Consider the following 13469-nt stretch of genomic DNA (forward strand, 5'->3'; position numbering starts at 1 on the left):
GATAAATATTATAGTTCCATAGTGCAAATATTCCAAAAAGGTGATGTAATATGGTGATAAAGATTGATTTAGATGCGTGTATTGGATGTGGAGCGTGTGTTGACGAGTGTCCAGTGGATGCGATTTCATTGAACGATGATGTGGCTTCGGTCGATGAGGGTTTGTGCACCGATTGTGGCATGTGCATCGATGTCTGCCCGATCAATGCAATTTCATTTTGATGTTGAAGCAATGGTTAAAGTAGGGGTCATAGGAGCAACTGGCGCAGTAGGCCAGCGATTCGTTCAGCTGTTAGCGGAGCATCCGTGGTTCGAGTTGGTAGCGTTAGCCGCTTCTGGGCGGAGTGCTGGAAAGAGATATGGAGATGTTGCAAACTGGCGACTGGGCACCCCCATTCCAGAGAATGTGAGGGATTTTGAAGTTCTGCCGACTGACCCAAAACAGGTAGATGTAGATGTCGTATTTTCAGCATTGCCCGCGTCGATAGCAAGGGAAGTCGAGCCCAGATTTGCGGAGGCGGGATTTGTAGTAGCCAGCAACGCCAGCTCGTACAGAATGGAGAGTGATGTGCCCCTCATGATTCCCGAGGTCAATCCAGATCATCTGGGTCTAATCAAGATCCAGAGAGATGCTCGCAATTGGGATGGATGCATAATCACCAATCCAAATTGTACTACGATCGTGATGGCACTCACGCTGAGACCATTGATGCGCTTCGACATAGAAAGAGTATACGTAGCAACGATGCAGGCCGTCTCGGGTGCGGGTTATGAAGGAGTGGCGTCAATGACAATCCTCGATAACGTCATTCCATACATCAAAGATGAGGAAGAGAAGGTAGAGACTGAGGCGCAGAAGATCTTGGGCAAATTCGATGGTTCTAAAGTGAAAAATGCTGACTTTTCGGTTAGCGCAAGTTGCCATAGGGTTCCTGTGATGGATGGACATACTGAGGCAATATGGGTAATGATGAGGGACAACCCCACAATAGAGGAGGTCAGGAATGCATTTCGCACATTCAGATGCGATGAAGTAAAAGGACTTCCGACCGCTCCAGAAAAACCGATCATCGTGCACGATGCAGACGACAGACCACAGCCGAGAGTAGATAGAAATGCCGGAAGGGGGATGAGCGTGTCGGTCGGGAGGGTCAGAGAACATGCTGGCGGCGTCAAATACATCGCGATGGGGCACAACACGATTAGGGGTGCAGCAGGCGCATCCGTGTTGAACGCAGAGCTCCTCGTTAAGAAGAAGATGATTTAGTCTTTTGTCTCTTGACGGATGATGTAGCCAAGAACACCTCTCAAAACTATGATAACGCCCACTATCATCAGTTCTTCTAATGTCCTGACGACGATCGTCTTTATGATTTCGGCTCCAAGCAAGTAATCCAACGATAATTTTAGATAATGTGCCAACTCGTGGCTGAACGATTTAAGCTGTGAACGTTCGAAAAAAGGCCCTGCTTTAACCATCTTCAGCGTGCAGACTCCGACGCCATAGCATATTATTGTGATTCCGAGGAGTTCCAGTATAAATACGATCGTAAGAAGTACTGGTGTAAATATATCGTAAGACATTGTTTTATCAACTTCACTACGTTTCTACCGCTATTTATTATTTTTGTCGGTTGGGGATTTGCTCCTAAAGTCTAGTTTTTGAGGTACTTTAGGAGCAAACGGATTAAAGGAGCAAACCCACGGTTGGAACACGTAGATGTGCGGGGATCGTGTTGAGACATGGTTAAGCTATCGACAGGCAGATTTATGCGCCCCCTATCAAATAAGTAGGAGCAAGCGAAGTTGAGCGAAACAGCGGTTTGTTTATAACGAGCGATGACGATATGAGAACGATGGAAATGAAATCTCCTGAAGAAATCTTATATCTATTCGATACGAAAAAGATAGATAATGACTGGTCGTTTGTAGAGTACAAGCCCTCAGATACAAGCAAATGGACACATGGTTACTACAATGTCGAAAGGATTATTACTTTCAGTTTTGACTTAGTAAAAACTTATCATCTAACACACCCAAATAATGGCGAGAATTATAAATGCTAATGACGAAGTGAGGGATAAAGGAAGCGATGGAGAAGGAAGAGCCAACAATAGAGAATTTATATGCAGAGCAAGAGATGAATTTAATAAAGAGAGGAGATATGGGAACAGATGAAACACCTTATTTAAAGGCAAGAGATATCCAGATATATAATGATGACTTTTTATCCACTGAGCACATCCATAAGGGGTCGGTGGATTTAATTGTTACTTCGCCCCCATATAATTTAGACATTAGGTACAACTCTTATGATGATCAGATTTCCCATGATGTTTATCTCGAATTTACTCGAAAATGGCTTGAGAAAGCTTATAAATTAATAAAAGATGATGGTCGCCTTTGTTTAAACATCCCACTGGATAAAAACAAGGGAGGGCAACAAAGCGTTTATGCTGATATAGTAACAATTGCCAAAGATATTGGTTGGAAGTATCATTCTACTATTGTTTGGAATGAGCAGAATATTTCAAGGCGAACTGCATGGGGCTCTTGGTTAAGTGCGTCTGCACCGTTTGTTATAGCTCCGGTCGAAATGATTGCTGTCCTGTACAAAAAACGATGGAAAAAAACGAGTGGCAGTCGGAAATCTGATATTACTAAAGGAGAGTTTATGGAATGGACAAATGGCGTCTGGAATTTTACGGGTGAAAGTAAAAAACGAGTAGGACACCCCGCCCCATTTCCATTAGAACTTCCAAGGAGATGTATAAAATTATTCACATTTTTAGGTGATACTGTGCTTGACCCATTCTTAGGCAGTGGCTCCACCTTAATTGCTTGTGTTTTAACGAATAGAAAAGGAATTGGAGTTGAAATCGATAAAAATTATTGTGAAATTGCGAAACAAAGATTGACAAATGAGGCGAAGATAAACCAACTCAAACTGGAGATGATTCAAGAGGCGGGGAGATAATGGGGAAAACAAACACAACTATTTCTGATTTGATTATGGAGTATTTTCGAATGCATCCTAAGGAAGACTTGGAACATGCACCTGTTGTAGATTGGGTAGAAGAACGTTATTTACAGTTATACAAAAAGAAACCAAGAGACCCCTGGAGAGCCATAAGAAAACTACACCAAGAAGGAAAACTGATCAAAGTCAAAAAAGGAGTCTACAGATATGATCCAGATTATGTTCATGATGTTGAATTACGGGATTTTTCACAAAAAACAAAAGAGGCAGCATTAAAAATAGATGGCTATCGCTGTGTGTTTTGTGAAAGAGGAGAAAAAGAAGGCGTTGAATTGACTGTTGATCATATAATACCAAGAGACCAAGGCGGTACAAATGATGTTAGTAATGCTCAAACCTTGTGTACCCCGTGTAATTTAATGAAAAAGAATTATTCGCAAACTGGGGCAGGAAAACGATATTTCATCAAAATATATGAAAAAGCAGTGGCGAACAATGATGAGAGGATAATTAATTTTTGCAGATGTATTTTCAACTGCTATGATAAACATGAGGTAAATAGCCACATTCAGAGACCAAATAATGAATAAGGTGATGATAAAATACTTGACAGACAAGTTGTAAGAGAGTTTCTGGAAGAAGAGTTGGATGGAACTGAAGTCCCAGAGGATATATTATTTGACAATTTAGTAGAGGCTTTCTGTAAATATACTGAAGATGACTTCTATGAGTGGCTAAAAGATAACTACAAAAGTTTTTTCCACTCTCTATCTGAGGGTGAAACTGATTGGAACTGGATTAAAGAGAGGATTAGGCACTATTCGAAAGTAGTTTTATGAAGACGCCGTATGTATCACCGACTTTGTAACTATTTCGAGCCCATTGACATGATTTGCGTCGCCAGACGCCATCAAACATCGAATACTCCCATCTGGCACGATAGAGCCAGAAAATTCAATTTTTATCTTCGGGGTTTCAAATATCTTTTTATTATGAAAAAACGGATGATTTAAAACTGTCAGAGGTCATAAAAATGGATGTCGTTGGTCTGGGCGCATTGAACTATGATAGGCTGTATGCAGTCGATAAATGCACCACTTCAAAGAAGTTCGCAAAACCAGGCGAAGAAGCTGATATTATCAACGCGAAAGGTTGCCCAGGCGGCTCTGCCGCGAATACTATAGTGGGGTTGGCGCGATTGGGGCTGAGCACAGGATTCATCGGCATCGTGGGCGATGATGCAGAGGGGGATGTCATCATGGATGAGTTTGCTGTTGAAGGTGTCGATGTCAGCAGAATCAGGAGAGAAGTGGGGTGCAGTGGAGCGGCACTTGTGTTTGTCGATGCACAAGGGGAACGGGCATTATACATAAGCCCAGGAGTCAATGATGCGCTGTACATTGATAAGGGCGATCTGGAGTATGCCAACAATGCCCAGTTCGTTCATATGGATTCGTTCGTGAGCGCAGAACAACTGGAGATGCAGAAGAAGTTCATGAAGGAGACGAGGGCGGCGGTCAGTTTCGCACCAGGAATGATGTGCTTCAAGTTTAAGTTTGATGTGTTAAAACCAATCATCGAGAGCTGCCATATCGTATTCCTAAATGAGGGAGAGATTCATTCGCTGACCAGCGTAGGTTATAAAAAGGGCGGCGAAATTTTGTTGAATGTTGGTGCTGAAATGGTGGTGGTGACGCTTGGCAAAAAAGGTTGCTATATCGCCAACGAGGACATCTACATAGCGGCGTCGGGGGCATGTGCCGTGGATACAACTGGCGCAGGAGATGCCTTTGCAGCAGGGTTTTTGTATGGATTATCAAAGGGAGAGCGCATGAGGCGATGTGGCGAGTTGGGAACTGCTGTCGCATCCATGTGCATAGGAAAATACGGAGCAAGAGAGGGGCTGCCATATAAAAGGGATTTAGAGGAATTTCGATAAAAATCGAGGTTGGCGTAAAATAAAAGTTTTCCCAGAAATTTATCTGATAGTCTAAACTTTTGCACTTTTTGAGGTGGGGGATGAGGATGCCGTATGAGGGTGATTTAGATTAAGAAAAATGCTTCAGCAAATCGTCCCTTTTTGCGGCATGCAGCCGTTCCTTGATCAAAAATCTCAACTCGCCGACCTGCCCCTTCTTCGCGCACATTAATGCGATCCGGTCGCGCCATTGTCTCCAAGGGGGGAGCATATCAAAACGTTCTATGAGCTGGTCCACCTCCGAATCGATGTCCTTTAGTTTGTCGATTTTGTTCACAGCGAGGATGACTGGAATGTCCAGATCGTGCAAAAAGTGGAACAGTTCCACATCAATTGGGATTTCGCCACGGCGCTCCCATCGGTCCGTGATTTCGATGAAAGATGATGCATCGATGACCTGTACTGCCGCCAGAATTCGGTCTGCGTTTTCATCCAGATATTGAACTATCATGTCCTTTATCTGCTCTTGTCCCTGTCTGGATATGCCGCTCATGAATCCAAATCCTGGCATATCTGTGATGAGTAAATCATCGAGATAGAAGTGATTGGGTTTGAGGGTAACTCCTGGACGGCGGCCAACCCTGACGTTCTTGCCGATCAGTTGACGAAGAAGAGTGGATTTGCCCACATTTGAGCGTCCTACAAATACGATTTCATATCCCATGGTCAGGGCCATAAGCCATAATAAGCATTCAGCGCTAATGTCGTGACCGCTGCTACGATGCCTACGACCATTATCGTTTTTGGATCGATGGCAATGGCTGACTTATCTGCGTCATAATACCTCATCAAACCTGCGGATGACATAAAGCCACTTTTAGATTTTTTCTTTTTCGCCATGTGACTCCTCTATTCTATCTATGTTGGCGTTCCTATTTATCTTTTGTGCCATCAGATACGGGACTCGCATCGAAAACATTTTTAAGAGATGAGGAGAAGTATTTAAGTTCAGCACCATTTAATGGAGTGGAAATATATGAGTCCGTATAAAAAAATTTTGATCGCAACTGACGGGTCTCTGCAGACAGGAAAAGCAGTGAAACAAGGCATTGAGCTTGCAAAATTGTTGGATGCGAAATTGTATGTGGTCTTCGTGATTGACACTTCTGCATTCGATTTCTTTTCTGTTGACACAGCAGTGGAGAAGGCGCATGATTTGCTCCGCGAAAAGGGGGAGAAGATAACAGGAGCGGTCGAAGAAATGGCTAAGGAGAATGATGTAGATGTTCGTTCGGAGGTCCTAGTTGGACAGCCTGCCATCGAAATCGTTAACTTTGCCGAGGAGGGCAACATCGACCTGATCGTGATGGGCACGCTTGGAAAAGCTGGCATCGAACGATTCTTGTTGGGAAGTGTGTCAGAAAAGGTCATAAGAACGTCACCAGTTCCGGTGATGGTCGTGAGGAATAGATAATGTCAGTAAAAGTCGAAGACATAATGGTAAAAGACGTTGTATGCGCAACAGTACCAGGATCAAGGGATGATGTGCTGGCGCTGATGAAGAGGGAGAACATTTCCGGCGTTCCCGTGGTCAAGGGGAAGAAACTAATAGGGATAGTAACGCGTAAGGATATTTTCAAGCATCCGGAGGAAGAGCAGATCGCATTGTTAATGTCGAGAAACCCCATTTCGATTTCCCCTGAAGCCAGCATCGTCGATGCCGCAAAACAAATCCTCAACAACAACATACGGCGGTTGCCTGTGGTGACTGGCCACACGCTTGTCGGCATCATAACCGTTGTCGATTTAATGGGCGCCATCGCCAATATGAACCTTACAGAACCCATTGAAGATTACGCCCAGCGTAATCTGCTTGCTATGTGGGATGAGACGCCGCTGCCCGTGGCCCTGGAGATATTGAGACTGGGTGATGTGGATGCGGCATCTGTGCTCGACGCCAAAAGAGACCTTGTTGGCATAATAAGCCATACTAATTTAATCGTCATAAGCGATATCGAGGACTCTGTTGAGATGTCAGATATGTCTGCAGGGTCTGATGATAATCCCTGGACTTGGGAAAGCATACGCGATACGATGAGTTTGTACTATGGCGTCTCACATGTAAAATTACCAGATGTGCCGGTAAACGAGGTGATGACCAAAGAGGTTATTACCGCTTTCCATCACTCGGAGATCAGCGACTGCGCACGAAAGATGTACCGGGCAAGAATTGAACAGATGCCCGTCATCACCGCGGACAATAAGCTGATTGGATTGCTTAGAGACGTGGACCTGCTCAGAGTATTGATCGAATAGCCTCGTCGGAGGATGAGATGGACAAGTACGAGCGCGTTATCGAGATGGCAAAGCGACGGGGATTTCTTTGGCAATCTTTCGAAATTTATGGTGCCACTGCCGGCTTTTGGGATTTTGGGCCGCTCGGCACCGTTCTGAAAAGACGAATTGAAAATCTCTGGCGCGAGTTCTATGTGATAAGTGAGGGGTTCTACGAGATAGAGGGACCAACAATTGGCATAGAGGACGTGTTCATAGCCTCCGGGCATGTTGGGGGCTTCGTCGACTTGATGGTCGAGTGCAGGAAGTGTGGTGGGGCGTTTAGAGCTGACCACTTGATTGAAAAACACGATAATGGTTGTCCGGAATGCGGCGGTGTGCTCGGCGACCCTTGCGATTTTAACCTCATGTTTAAGACCACGATTGGGACCGATTCCAAGCGAATCGGATATCTTAGGCCAGAGACGGCCCAGAACATCTTTACTGCTTTTGGGCGGTTGGTATGGTTTTATAGAAATAGGCTGCCGTTTGGCGTGGCACAGATTGGAAAGGTGTATCGAAACGAGATTTCGCCAAGACAGGGCGTGATTCGGCTTAGGGAGTTTACTCAGGCCGAGGCGGAGATATTCGTGCATCCCAAGGAGAAGCGGCATCCACGATTTGAGAGCGTTGCAGATACCGTGGTGCGATTATATCCTAAGGAGGAGCAGGATGGGGGGAGTGCGGTCGATATCACTGTGGGAGAGGCGGTCGAAAAGGGTATCATAGCACACCAGTTTTTAGGATACCATATCGCATTGGTCCAGTCTTTTTTAACGGATGTTGGCATCCCTTTGGAGAAACTCAGATTCCGACAACATCGGGTGGATGAAATAGCACATTATGCAATCGATTGTTGGGATGCCGAGACGCTAACAGATCGATTTGAGTGGATAGAGATTGTGGGAATCGCAGATAGAACGGATTATGACCTTAAGTCCCACTCCAAACATGCCCATGCCGACATGAGGGTTTTTGTCCCATATGACTGTCCGAAGACCGTTGAACGGCTTGTCATCAAACCAAATATGGGCGTACTTGGGCCCAAATTCAAGGATATGGCAGCAAAAGTTGCAGATGAATTAAAGGCGTTGAGCATTGACCAGCTAAGGGGAGAGGAAATCACCATACAGGTAGACAGCGAGATAGTTCGCATTGACCCAAAGTGGATTGAATATGAGCACGTCACAGAGGAGGCACAGGGAGAGTATGTCGTGCCGCATATCATCGAGCCTTCATACGGCATCGATCGAATCGTTTACGCGCTACTGGAACATTCGTTTGATGAGGAGTGCGTAGAAGGTGAGGCGCGGGTCGTGCTTCGGTTTCCACCAAACGTCGCACCAATACAAGTTGCAGTTTTCCCGCTGGTCTCAAAGGATGGCCTGATTGTGTGTGCGAGGGGGGTCGAATCCCTATTAAGGCAAAATAAATTGCTGGTAGATTATGATGAGTCCGGTACGATTGGACGTCGATACAGGCGACATGATGAGATAGGAACGCCGCTGGCTGTGACCATCGACCACCAAACGTTGGAAGATAATACGGTCACGATTCGGGACAGGGATTCGATGAAGCAGGTTCGGGTGAGAACGGATGAGGTGGTGGAAATCGTCTGTGGGTTGTTGTCTGGAGATGATTATATAGGACTATATAGTACTATGTAGTATCTATAGCTAATATATATATTAATATGGCACTTGCACAACATTTATATTGTTATGCCCCAAATATCCATTGATGTCACTATACCATGACGAGAGTGGTGTTGCCGTTATAGTCGGCACACTGATATTAATTCTGATTACAATAACCGCAGCATCCGGTCTTGCGCTTATAGTCTCAGAGTTACAGGGAGATGAGATGGCGCGAAAAGAGCGTATAGCCGCTGTAGAAGGTGAGAACCTTCGGGTCGTCTCAATCGACCACGTCCAACATATTGCCACACGCCCCCGATTGGGCCTGATCAATATAACCATTCATAATCTCGATATCAGCCCCTCGCGTATAATCGGGATTGCCCTGAACGATGGGCGGGTCATAAACTTCACTGCCAAGGATGAGGCGGGCATTTTTATAACTACAGGGGGAGCTAACGAGATATTCAATTTCACAAATAGATTATCGATTCCCGGTGGAGGGGCAAGGACGGCGCATATAAATCTGACTTGCCCGAACAACTTCACAACAGGAACCAAAATCGCCAATAATGAGACTTTTGTGATTGAGGTGATGACCTCGCACATAAATATATTCAGACGGGCTTTCGCGCCGCCCGTGCCGCTTGCAGAGGTTAGATTCGAGACCGAACGCATAGTGGCTGCCAATGGCAACGTCACCCTCCGCGATTTCCTTATACTGGATGCGTCGAGGTCGTTTGACCCTGACCATGGTGACTTCATTACGGCATATAGGTGGGCGGTGTGGAATAACACTAATGAACTGATATATGATTACAACCTGACCGGGAGGATGGTAAGACCTATGAACCTTAACCTGACAACAGCCCAGAATATAAGAATAGACCTTGAAATAGATGATAACACAGGCATGACATCAAAACTCAGCCAGCGATCCGGGAATATCACCATTCTGAATCGACCCTGAAAACAAATTAAAAATGGATTAACATGACATTATGCAAAGCATGTGGTGGCAGGGGGTTCGTTCTAATCGAAGAAAATAACTGCGCCAAGATAACAGAAAAGTGCGGGGCGTGCGGCGGTCATGGAGATGTCGAGGAATGCAGAATCTGCGGTTCGTTCGGTGTAGATGGCGGCATGTGCCGGAAATGTGCAGAGATTTGCTGAGCTGATTGAGTCAGAATGTCTCGCATCGACTTCTATATAGGACATATACGGTCAGGAAATATGCAAAGAGAGCTGCGAAGACGAGGGGGATGGCCAGATTGAAGAGCGGGGATGGCGCATACCAGCAAGCAGCGTAGAATGTATACAGCGATAGTATCGTTGCAACCAGCATACTGACGATGGCTTTCATGATAATGACTTTATCCTATCCCCTGATAAATCTTGCGCATATAGACTATATAGAGATATATAGAAACAAGGCGGTCATGCCCGTTTGAGTATCTCATATCCAAAAACTGCAATCGTGAACATGACGGATATCAGTGAGAGTGCAAGCACCATATTCGAGTAGGATGGGGACATGACATACCACGACATCCCGCCAAGAACGTGCACAATACTCGTCAACAGGATGACGGCAACGCCGATATAATACATTTCAGAAGCCGTAAGAAGTTTCAGTACAATATAGCCGACGGCATAGTAAAAGAACATCGTAAATACCAGATATGGAATCACGATGTCGTGTCGGATGGCGTGTGTCAGGAGTGGGCTATGTTCGTACTTAAGTATCATCTCGATGCTGCCGGCAAAGTAGAACGTGAGGGCATAGTCAATGGCGACTGCGGCGCAAAGAACGAGCGGGACGACCTTGTAATTGTGATAAATTGATTGCAAGCCATGTGATATTCGCTGCATTGGATTCACCATTATATTTGACATGCTCTTCCCAATGGTATATGTTTGTATCCAAGCGGTTTATTCAAACCGCTTTATCCAAACGGTTTATCCAAACCGTTTTATCCAAACGGTTTATCCGAACCGTTTTATCCGAACGGTTTATCCGAACCGTTTTATCCAAGCGGTTTTGACCAAACCGTTTATTCAAACCGCTTATTCAAACCGTTTATTCAAACGGTTTTATCCAAAAGCCACATCTATATAGGCTATATAGGTCTCAATAGTATATATAGGTGCTATAGATGTATCAATATACTATTTGCACAACCTATATATAGGGGCAATCCCAATCATCATTCAGAGTAGTCTAGATTTAGTAGATGCTATAAGGCTGCTCTGAATGTCAGAGTGTGCATGTCCTACACGATTCTGGACATCTTGAAGACGGTTTGCTCACTCTGGCTAACGGCATAAAAACACAATAGGTGAATAGAAAATGAGAAACACAATAGAAAAAATAGGAGCAGGAATTAAAAACCTGTTCAATGGATTGATAGAGGACACGCAAGCTGTGTCTCCCGTCATGGCAACGCTCGTTCTCATTGTCGTAGCGATCACAGGAGCTGCAGCAGTTGGAACAATGACAGGGGCATTCAGCGATGACGTGGGAAGACAAATAGATGCAGGCGATGCGGCGATACCAGCAGGAAGACTTATCATCGCAGGCAGCACGACAGTGCAGCCGGTGACGGAGCGGCTCGCAGAGGCATTCATGAGAGAGAACCCAGGCGTTAGGGCAACCGTGCAGGGCGGAGGCTCCGGTGCAGGCATAACCTCAACCGCAATGGATGTCGTAGACATCGGTGGGGTATCAAGAAATGTTACTCCCGCGGAGTTGGCGAGGCACCCGAACCTCAGAACGGTTCAGATTGGACGAAGCATAGTCGTCGTGATTGCGGGTAGCGGTATTAATCTGACGGATTTGAACAATATCACTATAGCTGACTTGAGAGATCTGTACCAGAACGGTACCATCCGCCTCAATAGTACTGTCCCTGCAGGCATAACAGCAGCTACAACATTCAGGAGAGCAGACACATCAGGTACTGAAGACTCCTTTGCTGCGATGCTCGGAATTAGGGCAGACCAAATCAATGGGACTATATCGGGCAGGACAGGCAATGCGGGCGTACTTGCAGCAGTACAAGCCACACCAATTTCCATAGGCTTCGTTGACATAGGATTCGCTGAAGGCGCTCCAATACGCACCATCACAATATCCACAAACGCAACCCTACGGGCGGACCGCCCACTGAACCTCCTCACGAATGGTGCGCCATCCGCACTTGAGCAGGCATTCATTGATTTTGCGAGACTGCCAGGTTCGATTCAGCACTTCCGTGATGTCGGAATGAGATCAATGTTTTGCAGATAGCCTAGAGACAGCCACACACAAAAACCATAAACTGAATTGATTTGTGCCTTCGGGCACAAATCTACCCCTTTTTTATTTTTTTGACCTTGTTTTGATTGTCAGCCATGTGCATATATAGACTATATAGGTCTCAATAGTATATATAGGTGATAACACATCAATTGCGTAATCTGCCATAAAGTTATATATAACTAATTACCACATATCCAATGGCAGGGTATTTATGAGAGATAATCTGAAGAAGATTGTGAAGGACGTGGAGAGGGGGATGATGAGGCGATGAAGGGACTCTCTTGGAAATTGCCGGAGAAGATAGGGCATATGATAAGGCATATCAGATTGCCGGAGAGCATAAGGCATATCAACTTCCAGTCAGGGATTCCGCACCTGTTCTTTCTTGCATCCGTGCTTTTGGTGGCAATTATCACCCTATTCTTCGTCGCATTCATACTCTACACAGCGCTCCCTGTCTTCAAAAGCGAGGGGCTGATAAACTTCATCACTGGCACAAGGTGGTCTTATTACGAGGGAGTCTATGGAATCAGGCTGTTCATCATCGGAACGCTCATAATGACCTGCGTCACCCTGATGCTTGCCGTCCCTGTGAGCGTCTTCACCGCGATGCTCCTCGCGGAGTTTGCGCCCCCCCGCGTGGCATCGGCTCTGCGCCCCCTCATCGAACTTTTGGTAGGGATTCCATCGGTGGTATATGGCATCCTCGGGTTCTTCGTGCTCGAAAACGTATTTCGGCACCATGTCGACCCGTTTTTATGCGCCGCGCTTGGCTCATTCATCCCGTTCTTCCGTGATGTCGATCCAAACAGCGGCTCAGGCATCCTGCTCGCAGCCACGGTACTTGCGGTGATGGTCCTTCCGACGATTACCTCGATATCCGAGGATGTTATACGCTCTGTTCCATCAAAATACAGAGAGGCATCGTTTGCGCTCGGCGCCACCAGATGGGAGACCATGAAGAAGGTGGTGCTTCCCATATCATCAAGCGGCATCCTTACGGCAACCATCATCGGAATGCTGCGTGCGATGGGGGAGGCGACCGCAGTGGTGATGCTGGTCGGGAATGCCGCGAAGGTTCCGGCCTCGATTACGGATACGGCATATCCGATGACTGCAAAGATTTTAAACGAGATTTGCTACTATGTCGCGATGGATGAGCCGCGAAGCGCGCTCTTTGGGGTTGCGGCGGTTCTTTTTGCGATGCAGTTCTTCTTCGTATGCGCCATGAGATTGGTTGGAGGCTGGGACAGGATTCGCCTTAGCACGCGCCCCAATTAAGATTTCTTAGAGGATTACC

Annotated in this window: 18 protein-coding genes; 14 read left to right on the forward strand and 4 right to left on the reverse strand. The window is 45.9% G+C overall.

What is annotated here, in order from left to right; translation table 11 throughout:
- The first annotated feature begins 50 nt into the window (after nt 1-50).
- The gene (locus BME93_03165) at nt 51-221 is read left to right on the forward strand and encodes a 4Fe-4S binding protein (protein ID ATZ61121.2); all 171 of its coding nucleotides are present in this window, start codon (nt 51-53) and stop codon (nt 219-221) included.
- Nucleotides 190-1266 carry an aspartate-semialdehyde dehydrogenase gene (asd, locus tag BME93_03170; protein ATZ61122.2) on the forward strand — a complete coding sequence of 359 codons (1077 nt, stop codon included), beginning with the start codon at nt 190-192 and terminating at the stop codon, nt 1264-1266. The genes BME93_03165 and asd overlap by 32 nt, the downstream gene beginning before the upstream one ends.
- On the opposite strand, the gene BME93_03175 is transcribed toward asd, so the two are convergent.
- On the reverse strand, nt 1263-1583 hold the full coding sequence (locus BME93_03175; protein ATZ61123.2) for a DUF1622 domain-containing protein: 321 nt from the start codon (nt 1581-1583) through the stop codon (nt 1263-1265). The genes asd and BME93_03175 overlap by 4 nt on opposite strands.
- A gap of 459 nt (nt 1584-2042) precedes the next feature.
- Here BME93_03175 and BME93_03180 point away from each other — a divergent pair, with 459 nt between their 5' ends.
- The 5 genes from BME93_03180 (at nt 2043) to BME93_03200 (ending at nt 4918) form a co-directional block, all read left to right on the forward strand.
- A complete protein-coding gene (locus BME93_03180) occupies nt 2043-2177 on the forward strand; it encodes a hypothetical protein (GenBank protein ATZ61124.2) in 135 nt (44 codons plus the stop codon).
- 79 nt (nt 2178-2256) lie between these two features.
- A complete protein-coding gene (locus BME93_03185) occupies nt 2257-2976 on the forward strand; it encodes a site-specific DNA-methyltransferase (protein ID ATZ61125.2) in 720 nt (239 codons plus the stop codon).
- Nucleotides 2976-3569 carry an HNH endonuclease gene (locus BME93_03190; GenBank protein ID ATZ61126.2) on the forward strand — a complete coding sequence of 198 codons (594 nt, stop codon included), beginning with the start codon at nt 2976-2978 and terminating at the stop codon, nt 3567-3569. The genes BME93_03185 and BME93_03190 overlap by 1 nt, the downstream gene beginning before the upstream one ends.
- Before the next feature lie 54 nt (nt 3570-3623).
- Complete coding sequence (locus BME93_03195; GenBank protein ID ATZ61127.2) at nt 3624-3818, forward strand: hypothetical protein; 195 nt, start codon at nt 3624-3626, stop codon at nt 3816-3818.
- A 194-nt stretch (nt 3819-4012) separates the two neighbouring features.
- A complete protein-coding gene (locus BME93_03200) occupies nt 4013-4918 on the forward strand; it encodes a carbohydrate kinase family protein (protein ATZ61128.2) in 906 nt (301 codons plus the stop codon).
- A gap of 109 nt (nt 4919-5027) precedes the next feature.
- Here BME93_03200 and engB read toward each other — a convergent pair whose 3' ends face one another.
- Both engB and BME93_03210 read right to left on the reverse strand, forming a co-directional pair.
- The gene (gene engB / locus BME93_03205; protein ATZ61129.2) at nt 5028-5621 is read right to left on the reverse strand and encodes a GTP-binding protein EngB; all 594 of its coding nucleotides are present in this window, start codon (nt 5619-5621) and stop codon (nt 5028-5030) included.
- 2 nt (nt 5622-5623) lie between these two features.
- The gene (locus tag BME93_03210) at nt 5624-5797 is read right to left on the reverse strand and encodes a preprotein translocase subunit Sec61beta (GenBank protein ATZ61130.2); all 174 of its coding nucleotides are present in this window, start codon (nt 5795-5797) and stop codon (nt 5624-5626) included.
- A 136-nt stretch (nt 5798-5933) separates the two neighbouring features.
- Here BME93_03210 and BME93_03215 point away from each other — a divergent pair, with 136 nt between their 5' ends.
- The 5 genes from BME93_03215 (at nt 5934) to BME93_03235 (ending at nt 10041) form a co-directional block, all read left to right on the forward strand.
- Nucleotides 5934-6371, forward strand: a complete 438-nt coding sequence (locus BME93_03215) for a universal stress protein (protein ID ATZ61131.2) — start codon at nt 5934-5936, stop codon at nt 6369-6371.
- Complete coding sequence (locus BME93_03220) at nt 6371-7213, forward strand: CBS domain-containing protein (GenBank protein ID ATZ61132.2); 843 nt, start codon at nt 6371-6373, stop codon at nt 7211-7213. The genes BME93_03215 and BME93_03220 overlap by 1 nt, the downstream gene beginning before the upstream one ends.
- Nucleotides 7214-7230: 17 nt before the next feature.
- Nucleotides 7231-8898 carry a glycine--tRNA ligase gene (gene glyS, locus BME93_03225; protein ID ATZ61133.2) on the forward strand — a complete coding sequence of 556 codons (1668 nt, stop codon included), beginning with the start codon at nt 7231-7233 and terminating at the stop codon, nt 8896-8898.
- A gap of 73 nt (nt 8899-8971) precedes the next feature.
- On the forward strand, nt 8972-9838 hold the full coding sequence (locus BME93_03230; GenBank protein ATZ61775.2) for a hypothetical protein: 867 nt from the start codon (nt 8972-8974) through the stop codon (nt 9836-9838).
- Between the two features lie 23 nt (nt 9839-9861).
- Complete coding sequence (locus BME93_03235; GenBank protein ATZ61134.2) at nt 9862-10041, forward strand: hypothetical protein; 180 nt, start codon at nt 9862-9864, stop codon at nt 10039-10041.
- 264 nt (nt 10042-10305) lie between these two features.
- Here BME93_03235 and BME93_03240 read toward each other — a convergent pair whose 3' ends face one another.
- Nucleotides 10306-10740, reverse strand: coding sequence for a hypothetical protein (locus tag BME93_03240; protein ATZ61135.2), 435 nt, complete (start codon nt 10738-10740; stop codon nt 10306-10308).
- Nucleotides 10741-11218: 478 nt separating this feature from the next.
- On the opposite strand from BME93_03240, the gene BME93_03245 reads away from it, so the two are divergent.
- Both BME93_03245 and pstC read left to right on the forward strand, forming a co-directional pair.
- Nucleotides 11219-12157 carry a substrate-binding domain-containing protein gene (locus BME93_03245; GenBank protein ID ATZ61136.2) on the forward strand — a complete coding sequence of 313 codons (939 nt, stop codon included), beginning with the start codon at nt 11219-11221 and terminating at the stop codon, nt 12155-12157.
- 279 nt (nt 12158-12436) lie between these two features.
- Nucleotides 12437-13450, forward strand: a complete 1014-nt coding sequence (gene pstC, locus BME93_03250) for a phosphate ABC transporter permease subunit PstC (protein ID ATZ61137.2) — start codon at nt 12437-12439, stop codon at nt 13448-13450.
- Nucleotides 13451-13469 lie beyond the last annotated feature (19 nt).

This window comes from Methanosarcinales archaeon Met12 (assembly GCA_002813105.2).
Classification (GTDB): Archaea; Halobacteriota; UBA148; order UBA148; family JAJOKI01; genus JAJOKI01.

Coding starts and splice junctions, on each gene's coding strand:
- BME93_03245 (ATZ61136.2), top strand. CDS start 11,219: ATGAGAAACACAATAGAAAAAATAGGAGCAGGAATTAAAAACCTGTTC.
- asd (ATZ61122.2), top strand. CDS start 190: ATGTCTGCCCGATCAATGCAATTTCATTTTGATGTTGAAGCAATGGTT.
- BME93_03215 (ATZ61131.2), top strand. CDS start 5,934: ATGAGTCCGTATAAAAAAATTTTGATCGCAACTGACGGGTCTCTGCAG.
- BME93_03180 (ATZ61124.2), top strand. CDS start 2,043: ATGGCGAGAATTATAAATGCTAATGACGAAGTGAGGGATAAAGGAAGC.
- pstC (ATZ61137.2), top strand. CDS start 12,437: ATGAAGGGACTCTCTTGGAAATTGCCGGAGAAGATAGGGCATATGATA.
- BME93_03240 (ATZ61135.2), bottom strand. CDS start 10,740: ATGCAGCGAATATCACATGGCTTGCAATCAATTTATCACAATTACAAG.
- glyS (ATZ61133.2), top strand. CDS start 7,231: ATGGACAAGTACGAGCGCGTTATCGAGATGGCAAAGCGACGGGGATTT.
- engB (ATZ61129.2), bottom strand. CDS start 5,621: ATGGGATATGAAATCGTATTTGTAGGACGCTCAAATGTGGGCAAATCC.
- BME93_03210 (ATZ61130.2), bottom strand. CDS start 5,797: ATGGCGAAAAAGAAAAAATCTAAAAGTGGCTTTATGTCATCCGCAGGT.
- BME93_03200 (ATZ61128.2), top strand. CDS start 4,013: ATGGATGTCGTTGGTCTGGGCGCATTGAACTATGATAGGCTGTATGCA.
- BME93_03175 (ATZ61123.2), bottom strand. CDS start 1,583: ATGTCTTACGATATATTTACACCAGTACTTCTTACGATCGTATTTATA.
- BME93_03230 (ATZ61775.2), top strand. CDS start 8,972: ATGTCACTATACCATGACGAGAGTGGTGTTGCCGTTATAGTCGGCACA.
- BME93_03220 (ATZ61132.2), top strand. CDS start 6,371: ATGTCAGTAAAAGTCGAAGACATAATGGTAAAAGACGTTGTATGCGCA.
- BME93_03235 (ATZ61134.2), top strand. CDS start 9,862: ATGACATTATGCAAAGCATGTGGTGGCAGGGGGTTCGTTCTAATCGAA.
- BME93_03190 (ATZ61126.2), top strand. CDS start 2,976: ATGGGGAAAACAAACACAACTATTTCTGATTTGATTATGGAGTATTTT.
- BME93_03165 (ATZ61121.2), top strand. CDS start 51: ATGGTGATAAAGATTGATTTAGATGCGTGTATTGGATGTGGAGCGTGT.